The following is a 15,589-nucleotide window of genomic DNA, read 5'->3' as shown; positions in this document are numbered from 1 at the left end:
GGACGTTATATAACATCAGCAGTCATCTGGGATTTAAACTTAGACCACTTGAGAACCATCACAGCCGCTATGAATGCCAGTGTATCATTGCTCGTCTGATACGGCAAAAATCTATAGCGAAAACTAGCAATTCTAGGGTCGCTTTCTTGGTATAAAATATCTTGGGCAAAGTTTCCCCACCGCTCATCTATCAAATCAATTGTCATACCAGCATGAGCAGAGGGTAGCAACATATTGGAGCCGTGAAGACCAATTATTAAGCGGCTCTCTGAATAAAGGTGGCAAATCTCCTTTTCAATTTTTTCATTAAAACTATCCACCCTGTAATCTTCAATCCATTCTGGAAACTTAGTTTTTGTCCCCAGACCAGCCACTGCAAATTTTGCTTCTGGTACTTGCAACCTGATCTTCTCAAATAACTGCTGAATTTTTAAATTTTGCAATGGCAGTGACATTGCTCGTCGATCTATTTTTCTAAGCACTCGGAACAGCAAACGGTTAACTAATAAACGATCTTCCCGCCAAATAAAAGTAATTTTTATTTTTTGTGGCTCAAAGTTATGTTTGGGAACTCTAGTAAACCGCGTGATGTCGAACTGACTGGGATGAGAATGAGCTTCGCTGACATAAATTTCATCAAAGCGTTTAGTTTCTTCTTCCACAAACTCGGAGAAACTGGGATAGTAATTCTGGCCATTTTTTAAAGAAATAGGTACTGTCCAGATTTCTGCAACTTCATCGGGAACCATCCACCTTAAGAACTTAGGAACTATCACAACTAACCCGTAGTCGGAGTTGCATTCTAAGTGCCTTTGTGCATTTAGCAACTTGAGCAGGGAGTGACCATAAAGATGATCGATACAGTTTAAGATAATTACTCGATTGCAGGGTTTAAAAATTTCTTTGACAATCTCAAGTTTTTCGGGTTTAGGATTTTGGAGTGAATTGAGTAAGGGTTTGCCTAACCATTCCTTTTTGTAAGTATCTGCTGCAAAAACTTCTTCTTTTATTAAATTAACTTGGATGTAGTTTTTTACTCCATGACCTACTCTCAAATCGTCGATTATTTCGCTGCCGCATCCCTCGCACTTAGAGTCCAGAACAATGTGGATACCTTGCCACAGAACACTTTTGGGCTTAAGTTCTGTTCCGCAATAGGGGCAATTCGAGCGCTGTTGAATGCTTGGTTTAATTTCAATCACTGTATCAATCCTCTGATTCTACGAGCTGCTTCGTATAAGTTGAGAGAGCGCCAGATAAATTTTCCAAAAGGTCGCAATTCCTTAATCAAGAAATTGACTAATATAATCACGTAAAAATAAGTTATCAGAGTAGCAGCAGTTGCTCCAAAAGCTCCATACTTAGGAATCAGGAACAAGTTCAACCCTACATTTAAAATAGAACCGACCACAGTTAAGTAAAGACCGTAGCGCAACTGACCCTCTATGGTAAAGTATGTGTTCCGGGCTACTCCAAAGTTACTGCCAAATTGCGTCCAAACATAGATTGCTAGTACCGCTGCTGACTTCGCATACTCTTCCCCGTAAAGCCGATGCACGATCAACGGAGACAATAATGAGATGGGGATTGCCACTCCCAACCATAAAAATATCATAATATCTGAATAAACTTGAAATTTATTTAGATATTCTTGATAATTGTTTTTTCTCAAATTTGCTAACTTCGGAAAAATAGAGCTTGATATGATCATCGGTAAGAAATCGCAGATTTCCGCAATTTTAACAGCGGCAGCATAATATCCCAGTTCAGCATTTTTATTCATAGCTCCGAGCATAATCTGATCGGTTTTCGAGTAGACATACACTGCCAATCCTGACACAATTATCGGCCAACTCTCCACTAGCAGTTCCTTGGACCGTCCCCAATTGAATTGCCAATCCTTAATCTTATTGCCAGTAAGCTGATAAAAATATACATAAGCCATGCCTACCATTGCCACCTCTGCCAATCGAATGCAGGCGAAAGCAAGCAGGGGGGCTTTAATTGCCACCAACCCAATTCTGAGAGCAGCGACGAAAAAACATACCGAATTTTTCGCCAATACTGTATACTTTGATTGGACTTGGGACTGAAACCAAAAATTTATCGCCTCAAAAGCATTAAAAATAGTTCCGGCCGCGATGATGCCCACTAGCCAGCGAGTCAAGCTGTCATTGGGCTTAAGTAGGGAAATTACGGTGACAGTTAACACCAGAGTAATCAGACCGCCAATAAATTGCAGTCCGAAAGAAGTTCCGAGGGTCTCATTTTTGCATTCAGGGTTGCGAGCGATATCGCGAATGACGATTCTGCCCAAGCCCATTGAGGCTACCGCACTAAATAGAGATACAAAGGCGAGGGCGTAGTTGAGCAAGCCATATTGCTCCGGGCCTAGATAGCGAGCCACCCACAGGCCTACGACTAAACCCAGACCCATCTGTAAGATTTGGTCAGTGAACAGCCAAGCTATGTTGCTTATTACCTGGCGCAGACCAGGCCCAAGTTTTTGACTTACCGCAGCTAGCTTGTCTAACATCAGAAGATTTTAAGTGTTTATAAAATATAAAGGCGGTTGTGGAACGCTTGGCTATGCAGCAAAATTAGACTCGTTAGATAATATTATAGCACAGCTTGGCACATCAGCGATTTTCCCAAGGAACCTTACTTCAGTGGACATTACGAGCTACAGAACGCCTTGGAGGGTTGCTGCTACTGTTGGAAGTGTTACTAGCATTGTCTATGGCAAGTCGAACTGTCAACATTACATAACTCAGCCAAGCATTTCCGGTTGTCACGATATAAGCTTCTGTGATGTTGCTCATAATAATAGACACCAGGAAACAAATAGGCATTCCCGCTTCTTCCACGGTGCTACGACTCAAATACCGAACGGCATAAGCCAAATTAAGAAGCAGAGAAATCATCATTAAGATTAATCCGGGCCAACCGAAGGCTAACAAGATCCCGATCGCGCCATTGTGAGGATTTTTCGGTTGAAATCCATTAGGAGTATAAATAAAATAAGCAGGAGTAGCGGAACCTAACTTATCTTGTTGAAAAAATCCATTGTATCCGTAGCCAAACCAGGGGCGCTGGTTGACCGCATGAATTAACTGCGGCCAGAATTCAGTCCGCCCAGTTAGAGTCAAGTCCTTGCCTAACCCACCTACAATAATATCCTCTAGGTTGTCTAGTACAAAAACTGTCATAATTATGCTGACCACCAGGAAACATATAATAGCAGTAAATGCCCACTGAAAACTTAACTTTTTAAGAAAACTTAGCGAGGACACTGCAATTATTAATATGATAGTAATCACTAGAGCCGATCCCGACTTATTAGCCCTCACGAGGTAAAATGAAAATAACATCATTCCCAAAGAAATCCAGCGTTCTTTGTTAGTTTTAGCTCCTTGAGAATAATGCAAATACCAAAATGCCGTACATAAAGCTAGAACCCCCCCGAGGGAATTTTTAGATTGCGTCAGGCCGACAAAATCGCCTGCTCCCGGTGGTTGGAGTATAAAACTAGCCAAAGCCAGTGCCGTGTATCCCCACCGCCAAAAACGAGATAGATCATCCCATTTATATTGCGCGGCTAAGTAAAATCCGAAAGCAGTAAATCCTGAAAAAGCTAAGCCTGCTCTTAGCGTTTCTTCAGGAACTAGAGACCATAATGTAGACAGTGATGGCAGTAATGTATAAAGTAAAAAGAAAGGATTAACGAGCAATACTTTGGCGAACAAATCTATAAAGTTGCTACCAAAAGCTTTAATCCTAGAAAATAAAATTAATAGTACCCACGGGTAAAAAAAATAAGGTAGCAATTTTAGAATACCGCCTTCTGGGTCTTGCAAATTAACAAAATGCAAGTAGTTAAAAGGAGTTTGTGTCAGAAACGGAGAGATAAAAATATAAAGACTAGCAAAGGTTTTTTCAAAAGCCACACCTATTTTTTTTATGCTGGCCAATTGAAATAATAGCAAAGTCGCGAGCGCGAGTATAGCAATTACCATCAATGTTAATGAATAATTACCTAAAATTAGCTCTTTCAGCATATTCGGTATAGACACTGGTTGAGTCATAATTGCTTTCCTTTATTAAAAACAAGCTCAAGTTATCTAGATATAAAATATAGCCGTAAACCCGGAAATACGCTAACACAGAAATTAGCCACAAAGCAAAAATACAGCATTATTTTTTCGGCTATAGCTTAAAATAATGAGCTTTTTGCCCAGCACTAAAAAGGCTAAACTTATATAAATCATAGTGAATAAAATTAGGTGGCTTATGGTTAACACCCATTTTCCAAGACAGATTGCCCCATCGGTTGTGGGTCTGGTCTTGTTTGCTTCCACAGTCATCGCTGACCCCAGAAGCACCCCGGCACAACTGCCCATCCCGCTAAGCGCAGACCAAGCCCAGACCGTTGCACCCGTTAGGCGATCGCCCGAAAGCTACAAACTAGGAGGCGGCGATCGCATCCAAGTAGAAATACTCGAAGTACCCGAACTCAGCCGCGGCTACGAAGTCCTTTCCGACGGTTCAGTCAACCTGCCCCTGATCGGTTTGGTCTCGATCCGCGGTCGCACATTAGTAGAAGCCACCAACCTCATCCGCAACGCCTACCGCCGCGTCCTCAAAGACCCCATCGTCACAGTCAGCCTCGTCGCCGCCCGCCCCCTCAACGTCGGCGTCATCGGAGAAGTCACCAGGCCCGGAAACTTCACCATCACCCTAACTCCCGGCCCGGGAGCCTCACCGAGTGTCCAGTACCCCACCGTCACCCAAGCGATCAGACTCGCAGAAGGCGTCACGGGTGTCGCCGACATCCGCAACATCCGCGTCCGCCGTCCCCAACGAGACGGCCCCGATCAAGTGCTCAACGTCAACCTGTGGAAATTCTTGCAAGAAGGAGATATCTCTCAAGACATTATTTTGCAAGACAGAGACACAATCGTGATTCCCACAGTCGCCAACTTCAACCAAGCAGAAGCTCGTCAATTTGCGACGGCAAACTTTTCGCCACCCCCAGAAAAACCTCGATCGATCTCCATCGTTGGCCAAGTCACCCGCCCAGGGGCTTACGTCGTCATCGGCGGCAACACCACAAACGACCTCAGCCGCGAAGGTTTCCCCACCGTCATCCGGGCTATTCAGCTAGCCGGCGGCATCACCTCCGATGCCGACATCCGGCAAATCCAAGTGCGGCGCGTCACCAGAAGAGGCGAACAAATTATCCCAGTCAACCTGTGGCAGTTCCTAGAGTCCGGCGACGGCGCCCAAGATACGATCCTCCAGGAGGGAGACACGATCATCGTGCCCAAAGCTGCGATCGTCAACCCCGCAGAAGCTGGCGTGCTCGCTACCACTAACTTTGCTCCCACCGGCATTAACGTTTATGTAGTAGGAGAACTCAGAACATCCCTCGATCCGGTGAGGCTCCCAGCTAATGCCACGCTGAATCAAGCTTTAATTTCCAGAGGATTTTTTGGGTACGAGAATACCAGAGCTAGAAGAGATAGAGTTGAGCTAGTCCGCCTCAATACCGACGGTACAGCTACTAAACGGACGATCGAAGTCAATTTAACTCAAGGAATTAACGAAGAAACCAATCCTCAACTTCGCAACAACGACATGATTATCGTATCTCGCAGGGGTCTCGTCAATTTTGTCGATCGCCTCAACGCTGTAATCGGGCCTGTCGGGCCAGCTACGGGAGTGTTAAATTTTATAAACGTTTTGCGATTTTTATTTAGGTAAGAACGCGGCTGGTGAGGTGGATAATTCTTGGCAAGGCTAGAATAAATTAAAAAATAAGATGCCCCAGTAGCGACGCGGCCGCTTCACAAATATCAACCTCAAAAATATCAACCTCAAAAATACGCAGACTGAATATGGATAGCAGACAAGATTACCAACCCTTCACACCTAAATCAAACGGCAAACTGCCGGAGCCCTCGGCTCAGAACTACAGAGATAACTTCGTCGAGGAGACAGAGGAAGAAAAGCTAGACTTGTCCTGGCTGTTAGGCGTGGTGCGCCGCCGCTTCCTGGTCATGGCAGCAGCCACCATTGCTTTGAGTGCCCTCGCAGGAACAGCAATTCTCGCCACTTCTAAAAGCATAACTGTTGACTATGAAGGCTCTTTTTCCCTGTTAGTAGAACCAGCAACGGCTGAAGGTTTGCAATCCAAACAATTAAACAACACCCAAGCGGCTGACTTAGCAAGAATTAATATAGAAGGAATTAGCTTAGTAGACTACGAAACCCAAATTAGGATTTTGCGCAGTCCCAAAATGATGCAGCCAGTGATTAAGGAATTGCGAGCTGCTTATCCCAACATCAACTATAGTGAACTGCTCTCAAAAATGTCGATCAGCCGCATCAGCTACACAAAAGATGGCAAACAACAAGGCACAAAAATTTTACAAGTTCGCTACAAAGATTCAGATCCTAAAAAAATTTACGGCGTATTGGATAAAATTTCTAAAGCTTATCTAGAGTACAGCTTGCAACAACGGCTGACGGGCATTAATCAAGGCATTAATTTTATAGATATGGAGATGCCCAAGCTCCGACAAAGAGTGGAAGTTCTGCAACTGCAAGTCCAAAGACTGCGGCAGCAGAGCAACTTGTTTGAGCCCCAGCTAGAGGGAAAATCACTGTCTGAACAAGTTCAAAGCATTCGGGGCAAGCAAGTAGAAATCCGACTACAGCTAAAAGGGATGCGCAACCTCTACCAAAGCTATGAAAAATTACTCAACGAAAATAATCCCCAGGGGTTGCTGATGACCCAAGGACAAGCTTACGGCGGACTCTTAGGTCAAATTCAGAAAATAGACACCGAGTTGTCAATGAAATTAGCTCAGTACAGAGAAGACAGTTTGCCTGTTTTAGCGCTGCGAAAAAGTCGGGAAGAGCTGATGTTAACCGCCACGAAACAAGCAAAACAAGTGGTGATGGGAACTTTAGAAACCCAAATCAAAGAAATTGAAGCGCGCGATCGCGAAATGACTGCTTTGCAAAACGATCTGAACCAAAAAATTAGAAACTTTTCAGTGACAACCCGACAATACGACAATTTACAGCGGGAACTGCAAGTAGTTACTAAAAGTTTGTCGGACTTCTTGGCAAAACGAGAAGCCTTGCGGATCGATGCGGCTCAGCAGCAAGTACCCTGGGTGCTGATCAATCCTCCGGAAATTCCCCTAGACAAGTTCGGTAGGTATATAACAGCTACCGTCAAACAAACCAAAAAACAGTTAGCGCTGGCAGTAATTTTAAGCGGTCTGCTGGGCATAGCAGTCGGCTTGCTCGTAGAGATGCTAAATACTGTTTTCCACACTCCAGAATCACTGAGAATGGCCACAAGATTGCCGATACTAGGGGTGATTCCGTTTACCAAAAAAGTCAAGCGCAGACCGCCAGCGAGACCGAGGAAACTAACATCGGCTCGATCGAACTCGAAAGTGGAAGTTGTCGAACCGCGCGAAGCTCAACGTACTCCTCCAATGCTCGGGCCAAGTATTTTGAGCGACTTGGACTATCAATTTTTAGAAGCATTTCGATCGCTCTACACGAACATTCATTTGCTCAGTGCAGGCAGGCCGATTCGATCGCTGTTAGTCGGCTCTGCCGTAGCCGGAGACGGCAAATCTACAGTAGCTTTGCACCTGGCCGCCACCGCAGCAGCAGTCGGACAGCGAGTATTGTTAGTAGATGCGGATTTGCGCTGCCCGCAACTGCACGCTAAGTTAGGACTGCCAAACGTGCGCGGGCTTAGCGATGCCATCTCCACAGACCTCAGCCTCAACGACGCGATTCAGCGAGCGCCGAACCAAGACAATTTGTTCGTACTCACCGCCGGCCAAATTCCCCCCGATCCGATCAAGCTTCTTTCTTCCAAAAAAATGCACTATTTGATGGAGCAATTTCAAGCATTTTTTGACTTAGTGATTTATGACACCCCGCCACTAGCAGGCTTGGCAGACACCCACTTGATCGCAGCTCACACAGACGGTACGATTATGGTTGTCCAAATTGGGCAAACAGACCGATCGCAAGTTCGCAAAGTTTTAGAAGAATTAAAAATTTCTGGAGCTTCCGTCTTGGGAATCGTTGCTAACGGCTGCAAAAACACCGGTCACACCTACCGCCAGCGCCCGGTCGTTTTAGAGACGCTCTACGACCAAAAACTATCTGCTTTAGGTACGAAAAATCCTAATTAGACAAATGTTGATGCAGGCGACCGAGCGCCACCGTTCTCAACCGGAAACCCACAACCAAGCTACACCCTCATTTTTGGATAAAAGTACCATTTGAGAAAGAAAATGATAGACTAACGGACAGAGCCTCGTGTGTCAACCGAGATTGCGCGGATCTTTAATTTTGCGATAATTACTCAGACAATGATTGAGAAATCAGCAAAAGTGGGTAAACTACATCTAGCAGAGCGCAATCTCAATCAGGAAAAGACACCTTTGAAGGTAAACGTTAATGTAAACGTTTCAACCCAGAAACTTGGTAGGGATTATTCTATGAGTACAGTTATGGTTGTTGATGATAGCGTCACTCTGCGGGAGATGATCGCCGACTTGCTCAAAGGTAGAGGGCTCAACGTCACGGTAGCGAGTGATGGCGTAGAAGCTCTAGAGCAAATCAAGGCTAACCGCCCAGATTTAGTCGTTCTGGATATCGTGATGCCCCGGATGAACGGCTACGAAGTCTGTCGCCGGCTCAAAAGCGACCCTAAAACCCAAAATTTGCCGGTGGTAATGTGTTCGAGCAAAAGCGAAGAGTTCGATCGCTACTGGGGAATGAAACAAGGAGCCGACGCTTACATCGCCAAGCCATTTCACCCTCAAGAATTGGTCGGCACTATTAAGCAACTGCTGCGGGGTTGAGGTAGAGGAATAGGGACAGGAAAAAGGAAAAAAATTGTCTTGAGTGCTTCTTATTTCTGTTCCCGCAGCCTCTCTAAACTACTCGATTGACAATAGTCCAAACATCCCCGTCCGATCGCACGTAGGGAACAGAAATACTCTTAAAACCAGTAATAAAAGGCTTGTAATAAACCTGCCAGTAGCTGGGGCTAATTTGGTCGGCGATGGCTTTGAGTCCCTTCACTTCCGCCGCCAGTTCCGCCGCCAGTTCGTTAATCCGTTCCGCGTGTCCCTGAGCGAGCGCTCTTCCTTCTTCAACTTGCTGCTCCATCGGACTGATTCTTTGCAAGTTTACCGACTGCTGCTGTTTCTGATTAAGTTGAGCAGACAGAGCCGCGATCGCATCATCAATCCCCTTGACTTCTGCCGACACTTGTGCTGTTTCTCTCGCGTGACGGCGGTAAGCATCGGCGATCGCTTGGGGCGAATCCCCAGCGGGGACGATCGCGGTATTGCTAAGCTGCTGGCGTTCCCGGCGCAATTCCTCAATCTGAGAGTAAATTGCCTCTATGTCTGTCTGAAGTTTGTCCACTTAATTACCGTGGTTTTTGGATATCTTAGCATATTAACCCGAACTAATAAAGTGTTACACCTAATCGAGAAACCAGTCTCAAAGCAGCGCACAATTACCAATTCCTAATTATTAATTGAGTTTTTTATGTTGTTAACGTGAGTTCGGGATAAGGAAAAACCAAAAAAGGGGCAAAACAGGTAGCCTAGAGGTACCAACCAACCAAGTAACCTGGATTGCCTTATGCCTACTGTAGAAGAACTATTTTGCTCTGTCGATGACTTCTGCCAAGTTTTTGAACATCAATGGCAAAGTCAACTGATAGGTCATGATTTGCAAGTGCGCCAACGCAAGCGCAGCTTATGCTTGAGTGAAATTATGACTATTCTGATCGGGTTTCACCAGTCGTATTACCGGAATTTCAAAAGTTATTACCTTGAACGAGTCCAAACCCAATGGCAGAGCCATTTTCCCAAGTTGGTTAGTTATAATCACTTCATTGAATGGGTCCCGGATACACTCGTCCCCCTATGCGCGTATCTGGGCTCTTGCTTTGGTGCTTGCACAGGAATTAGCTTCATGGATTCCACTTGCCTGAAAGTCTGTCATAACCGCAGGATCAGCCAGCACAAAGTGTTTAAAGATGTCGCTGCTCGCGGGAAAACCGAGCGTCGATTGGTTCTTTGGTTTAAAGTTACATCTAGTCATCAACGATCAAGGCGAGTTACTTAACTTTCAAGTTACGCCTGGTAATGTAGACGACCGAAAACCTGTGCCTGACTTGTTGCAACATCTGTTTGGCAAAGTGTTTGCTGACAAGGGTTACATCTCCAAAAAAATGTTTGAGGAATTGATGGCAAGCGTCGGTGTGCCAGTGATTACTAAACTCAAACGCAATATGAAACAACGTTTGATGTCTTTGAGTGATCGTCTGCTGTTACGAAAACGTGCTGTTGTTGAGACTGTTATTGACCAGTTAAAGAATATTTCTCAGATTGAGCATTCCCGACATCGTTCCCCCGTTAACTGCTTTGTCAATATTATCTGTGGGTTGATTGCTTATTGCCATCAACCCAAAAAGCCAGGAATCGCCATGGATAACAACTTGCTCTGTTCTGCTTAACCCGAACTCACGTTTGTTAGCGCTTGCTGCCTGAACTTGACTATAGTCTCTACCAAAACATCGGGTGCCACAGGTTTAGACAGATGCCGATCGAAACCCGCAGCAAAAGCACGATCGCGGTCTTCATCCCTAGCATAAGCCGTCAGAGCGATCGCCCAAAATTTCTCTCCCTTGATGTTCAAAGAGCGCAGCCTTCGTAGCAGCGAATAGCCATCTTCCTCCGGCATTCCGATATCGCTGACCAAAACATCCGGCCCGAACTGCGAAGCCACCTCAAACGCCTCAGCAGCAGACGATGCAGCCCTAACTTTGGCCCCGGAATCTGCCAAGACAAACCTCATAAATTCCCGCGAATCAACCTCGTCATCAACCAGCAAAACCTTAACTCCCAGTAAATTACCAGCGCCAGCCAAAACCGGCGAGGAAGCGCCGGCGCTCGAATTTACCTGCATCGAAGGGAGACGGAAAGTAAAAGTCGATCCCATATCCAGTCCCGGACTCTGGGCCCAAACCGTGCCGCCGTGGAGTTCCACCAACTGCCGGACGATCGCCAGACCCAGCCCCAAACCGCTATAATTGCGAGTAATCGCAGCATCCGCTTGCCGGAAAGACTCAAACACGTAAGGCAAAAAATTCGCAGCCACCCCAATTCCCGTGTCGGTAACTGCCAGCTCAACCTCCGAATCAACTCGCTTCAGCCGGATGTCAACTCGCCCCCCGGGCGGCGTAAACTTAATCGCATTCGTCAGCAAATTCCAAATCACTTGCTGCAAGCGGCCGGGGTCTCCTGATACCCAAAATTTCGGATTTAACTGAGATTTAGGATTGCCAGAAACCTCGCCTGGTTCGGAAAATTCAGCAGTCTCCAAGCCCAAATCTACAATTGCAAACCGCAAATCGATCGACTTAGCATCGGCGGCCAGCCGCACCGTATTCACGGCTCCTTCCACCATAGAAATCATATTTACCGTACAAGGATTCAAAGTCAACTTGCCGCGAATAATTCTTGAAATATCCAGCAAATCATCAATCAATTGAGTTTGCAATTTAGCATTTCGCTCGATCGTTTCCAAAGCCCGCCCAGTAGCAGCCGGACTGAAACTGCGCTGCCGCAGCAGTTGCGCCCAGCCCAAAATCGCGTTTAAGGGCGATCGCAGCTCGTGAGAAAGAGTTGCCAAAAACTCATCTTTCATGCGGTTTGCCTGCTGAGATTCCTCGTAAAGCCGGGCATTATCGATCGCCCCCGACACTGCCTGAGCCAACTGCATTAAAATACTTTGGTCATCTTCGGCAAACTCCCCCTCGTACTTGTCGGACAACTGAATCAATCCCAGATTTCTGCCGTCCCGAGTCGTCAGCGGTACGGCCAGCCAGCCGCGCATCGGCGGGTGCTTGCCCGCAGCCTTGCCGAACCCCCGCCAGGCCGGGTGAGCCTCTAACTCGCTTTGAGTCATGCGCATCGCCCGTTGATGCTGGCAAACTTCCTGGTAAACGCCCGTACCGTCTGGCGCTTCGCAGTAATCTTGCCACGCGGCGTATTTTTCTGACATGGAAAACTTGCTAATTCCCGCATCCCAGGTGGCGGAAGGGTCGAGGTTGACCGCTACCTGGTGGACTTCGAGAATTTGGCGGGCGCTATCGGCTGCTAACTGAAGTATTTCTGCCACCGACAGCGTGGAGTTAATAGCTACTGACGCGGAGGTTAACTTTTGCAGGCGGCGCAAATACGACTGCTCGCGGGCCAACGCGCGCGAGCGGTCGTATTCTAACTGTTTGCGATCCGTAATGTCGATCGCCACGCCGAAGAGCCGAAGGGGTGTACCCGATGCGTCAAAAACCATCCGCCCTTTGTCGTGAAGCCAAATCACTGAGCCGTCGGGTCGCTGTTGGCGGTATTCCGACTCGTAAACTCCCGTCCCGCTGAGCGCGGCATCCACATCTGCCAAAAAGCTTTCGCGGTCTTCTGGATGCACCGCATTCTTTTTTTGCTCAAAAGTACCGCAGGTGCTGTCTGGGCCCAAACCAATCTGGGTTGCGGTATTGGACGAACGGCGGACTTCCCCCGATGCCACATCCCAGGTAAAAGCCATCGTGTTAGCTGCTTCTAGGGCAAAGCGCAAATTTTCCTCGCTTTCTTGCACCCTGGCTTCCGATAATTTGCGATCGGTAATATCCCAAACCACGCCGCTCGATCGTACCGATTTACCGGTATCATCATCAAAAAACTTGCCCCTACTCGCGATCCAGTGCAAGCTGCCGTCGGGCCAAATGACTCTAAATTCGTACTGGTATTCTATTTTGTTTTCTAAAGCAAAGGCAACAGCCCGGGCGATCGAAGCCTGGTCATCCGGGTGAATGCAGGCAAAAAATGCTTCGTAAGTTCCCGCAAAACTGCCTTTTTCCAACCCCAATAACACTTCGTGTCCCTCAGACCAAACGACCTCGCCATTTAATAAATTCCAATCCCAAGTCCCCATTTTCGAGGCTTCGATCGCCAACCTCAGCCTTTCCTCAGAAATTGCCAACTGCGCCGACGTTTTCGCGTAGTTCTCGCGCAACTGCTGTTTTTTCAAGCTTTCGCCCACGGCCCCGGCCAGCCGCTTGAAGTGCCGCCCTTTGAATACGTAATCGCTCAAACCCGCTTTCATCGCTTCGACTGCCACTTGTTCGCTGCCGCTGTCAGTACACATAATTACCGGACAATTTGGGTAGCGGCTTTGAACTTTTTGGAGAATTGTTAATCCGTCGCTCCAGTGCAGTTGGTAGTCGGTAATTACTATGTCAAAACCCCCGGCGGTCAGGGCTTGTTCGAGAGTTTGGATATCAATAACCGACTTAATTTCTAAATCGGTAAAAGTTTTCCTCAGTTCTCGATCTATCATCAGGCGATCGTTCGGGTTGTCGTCGATTAACAGAATAGACAGCATTGGGCTTTTACTTTTTGTATGGGCGCAAACAATCTTTAATCTAAGAATATGTTATTAAGCAATCTCGATCATTTGAATATTTACTGGGCTGGGTAATTAGACTTACAAATAATTTGATTGTATTTACTTGTATTTTATTATATCTTACAGATTCTAATATCCTCAACCAGCCTTTCAGGGGCGTGCCCCACAAAAAAAAAATTAATTCAGTTGTTGTAGAAAAGGTCAGAAAGCGTGCTCTGGCGGGAACGGTGCAAGAGATCGGTTAACTATTACTATACTACTTGTTTCTTCTGTATTGTGGTGTGAGGAAGCGGGTTGATTGATTCTTTCAGCTACAGCAGAATAGTGCTGTTAAAAACCTCTTCCCTGGAACCTCATCTGTAAAATCCATTGCCGAACTTGCTTCTTCAAAAATCGCACTTGCGCAATTTTACCCAGAATCGGGTGCCGGTTCCCAGAGTCGATTCCAGCCCGATCGCACCGCCCATCCGATCGACTCCTTTGCGAGCGATCGCCAGCCCAATTCCCGTCCCAGGATACACTTCTTGACCGTGCAGGCGATCGAACAATCCAAAAATCCTCTCATGAAATTCTTCTGCAATACCAATACCGTTGTCTTCTACCCAAAGATATATATATTCCTCCTCAGCTTCTGCATAAACTCGCACCTGCGGCTCTATCCCAGGCTGCACGAACTTAATAGCATTGGAGAGCAAGTTAGCCAAGACTTGCACCAGCGTAGGAGGATGTGCCAACACCGCAGGTAGCGGTTCGACAACCGTTATCCGAGCTTGTTTTTGGGCAATTTCAGCCTCTAGTTGCGCGATCGAGCGAGCCACAATTAAATTAAGAGAGACTGCTTTTAGCGGCAAGTTAGCCCTGCTGAGGCGGCTGTACTCTAGCAAATTTTCGATTAAAGTATTCATCAGACTTGCAGCGTCGGTCATCCGATACAAGTAATCCTGTGCGGTAGCATCCAACTCGCTGGCTTTATCTTGAAGCAACATTTCAGCAAAAAACAAAATTCCCCGCAGAGGAGCGCGCAAGTCGTGAGAAACTGAATAGGTAAACGATTCGAGCTGTGCATTAAGTTCTTCTAACTCAGCAGTGCGCTCTCTCACCCGATCTTCCAAAGTTTCATTAAATTGGCGCAAAGCAAGTTCGGCCAGCTTGAGTTCCGTAACATCTTCAACCAATCCCTCGATCGTACTTTCACCTTCTGCGCTGTAGAGATATTGAGTAAACCGAATCCATTTTACTCGACCGTCTGCCAAAGGAAATGTAATTTCGAGGTTTTGAGATTGAGACTCCCCTGAATCTACCGGTTGCAAAAACAATTGCTGCCGATAGATTCCTTGGACATCTGCTAAATTACTGGCATCAAACAAATGCAAAAAAGCTTGATTGCTTTCCAAAAGCTTTCCCTCAGAAGTCGCTCGAAAAACTCCGACATTTAAGCGTTCTAGCAGTGAATTAAGTTGATTTTCCAGTCGGGCGACTCGTTCCCATGCGGTAACTCGATCGATCACTGCGCGAACCGCAACGCAAAGGCGGACGTAGTGCTTCGGCGACTTGATAATGTAGTCGTCCAATCCTGACTTCATCGCCTCTACAGCAACTTCTTCGTTGCCAGTATTCGTAAACATTACAATCGGGCATTCTGGATAACTGGCTTTGATGGTTTTCAGCACATCTAAACCGTTCGTCCAGCGCAGTTGGTAGTCGGTAATTACCAGATGGAATCCCCCACGATTCAGTGCTTCCCCGAATAATCTATCGTCGGAAATTTCCGTTATTTGCAATTGTGAGAATTGTCGCTCTAACTCGCGTTTGACGAGCAGCCGATCCGTTGGGTTATCGTCAATTACCAGAATGTGTACCACTTTAACTATTGATAATTTGGCTCTCAGATAGAGTGCGGATCGATCGCTTATAAAAATGTTGCAGGTCGCCCCTTTAAGATGATAGAGGACGGGCTTCCTGACTAGAAACTTAATTTCTTCCTTAGGAATGAAAATTTAATAACATCAGCGATGTATAATAAATAAATGAGTGAATATGAATAGGTTTATGTTTCGGT

Annotated in this window: 9 protein-coding genes and 1 pseudogene; 4 read left to right on the top strand and 6 right to left on the bottom strand. The window is 46.3% G+C overall.

The window, feature by feature from the left end; translation table 11 throughout:
- Window positions 1–5 precede the first annotated feature (5 nt).
- The 3 genes from QUA20_RS18935 to QUA20_RS18925 form a co-directional block, all read right to left on the bottom strand.
- Window positions 6–1,202, bottom strand: coding sequence for a hypothetical protein (locus tag QUA20_RS18935; RefSeq protein WP_333190617.1), 1,197 nt, complete (start codon window positions 1,200–1,202; stop codon window positions 6–8).
- Entirely contained in the window at window positions 1,199–2,536 is a 1,338-nt protein-coding gene (locus QUA20_RS18930; protein ID WP_333190616.1) for a flippase, read from the bottom strand. The genes QUA20_RS18935 and QUA20_RS18930 overlap by 4 nt, the downstream gene beginning before the upstream one ends.
- A 130-nt stretch (window positions 2,537–2,666) precedes the next feature.
- Entirely contained in the window at window positions 2,667–4,085 is a 1,419-nt protein-coding gene (locus QUA20_RS18925; RefSeq protein ID WP_333190615.1) for an O-antigen ligase family protein, read from the bottom strand.
- Window positions 4,086–4,290: 205 nt separating this feature from the next.
- Between QUA20_RS18925 and QUA20_RS18920 the strand changes: the two genes are divergently transcribed.
- From QUA20_RS18920 to QUA20_RS18910, 3 genes are all read left to right on the top strand, one after another.
- Complete coding sequence (locus QUA20_RS18920) at window positions 4,291–5,763, top strand: polysaccharide biosynthesis/export family protein (protein ID WP_333190614.1); 1,473 nt, start codon at window positions 4,291–4,293, stop codon at window positions 5,761–5,763.
- Window positions 5,764–5,897: 134 nt separating this feature from the next.
- The gene (locus QUA20_RS18915) at window positions 5,898–8,231 is read left to right on the top strand and encodes a polysaccharide biosynthesis tyrosine autokinase (protein ID WP_333190613.1); all 2,334 of its coding nucleotides are present in this window, start codon (window positions 5,898–5,900) and stop codon (window positions 8,229–8,231) included.
- A 309-nt stretch (window positions 8,232–8,540) separates the two neighbouring features.
- Entirely contained in the window at window positions 8,541–8,906 is a 366-nt protein-coding gene (locus QUA20_RS18910; RefSeq protein WP_039886668.1) for a response regulator transcription factor, read from the top strand.
- A 73-nt stretch (window positions 8,907–8,979) separates the two neighbouring features.
- On the opposite strand, the gene QUA20_RS18905 is transcribed toward QUA20_RS18910, so the two are convergent.
- A complete protein-coding gene (locus QUA20_RS18905) occupies window positions 8,980–9,477 on the bottom strand; it encodes a hypothetical protein (protein WP_333190612.1) in 498 nt (165 codons plus the stop codon).
- A gap of 222 nt (window positions 9,478–9,699) precedes the next feature.
- Between QUA20_RS18905 and QUA20_RS18900 the strand changes: the two are divergent.
- A pseudogene (locus QUA20_RS18900) lies at window positions 9,700–10,579 on the top strand (IS982 family transposase).
- On the opposite strand, the gene QUA20_RS18895 reads toward QUA20_RS18900, so the two are convergent.
- Both QUA20_RS18895 and QUA20_RS18890 read right to left on the bottom strand, forming a co-directional pair.
- Window positions 10,576–13,506, bottom strand: a complete 2,931-nt coding sequence (locus QUA20_RS18895) for a response regulator (RefSeq protein ID WP_333190611.1) — start codon at window positions 13,504–13,506, stop codon at window positions 10,576–10,578. The pseudogene QUA20_RS18900 and the gene QUA20_RS18895 sit on opposite strands and share 4 nt — an antisense overlap.
- 410 nt (window positions 13,507–13,916) lie before the next feature.
- On the bottom strand, window positions 13,917–15,392 hold the full coding sequence (locus QUA20_RS18890) for an ATP-binding protein (protein WP_333190610.1): 1,476 nt from the start codon (window positions 15,390–15,392) through the stop codon (window positions 13,917–13,919).
- Window positions 15,393–15,589: the final 197 nt, after the last annotated feature.

The organism is Microcoleus sp. Pol7_A1 (assembly GCF_036701085.1).
Taxonomy (GTDB): domain Bacteria; phylum Cyanobacteriota; class Cyanobacteriia; order Cyanobacteriales; family Microcoleaceae; genus Microcoleus; species Microcoleus asticus.
This window is presented reverse-complemented; position numbering and strand designations above follow the sequence as displayed.

What these genes read in the sequence shown, in the direction of transcription:
- QUA20_RS18930 (WP_333190616.1), bottom strand. Translation starts at nt 2,536, where the DNA reads ATGTTAGACAAGCTAGCTGCGGTAAGTCAAAAACTTGGGCCTGGTCTG.
- QUA20_RS18925 (WP_333190615.1), bottom strand. Translation starts at nt 4,085, where the DNA reads ATGACTCAACCAGTGTCTATACCGAATATGCTGAAAGAGCTAATTTTA.
- QUA20_RS18920 (WP_333190614.1), top strand. Translation starts at nt 4,291, where the DNA reads ATGGTTAACACCCATTTTCCAAGACAGATTGCCCCATCGGTTGTGGGT.
- QUA20_RS18915 (WP_333190613.1), top strand. Translation starts at nt 5,898, where the DNA reads ATGGATAGCAGACAAGATTACCAACCCTTCACACCTAAATCAAACGGC.
- QUA20_RS18910 (WP_039886668.1), top strand. Translation starts at nt 8,541, where the DNA reads ATGAGTACAGTTATGGTTGTTGATGATAGCGTCACTCTGCGGGAGATG.
- QUA20_RS18895 (WP_333190611.1), bottom strand. Translation starts at nt 13,506, where the DNA reads ATGCTGTCTATTCTGTTAATCGACGACAACCCGAACGATCGCCTGATG.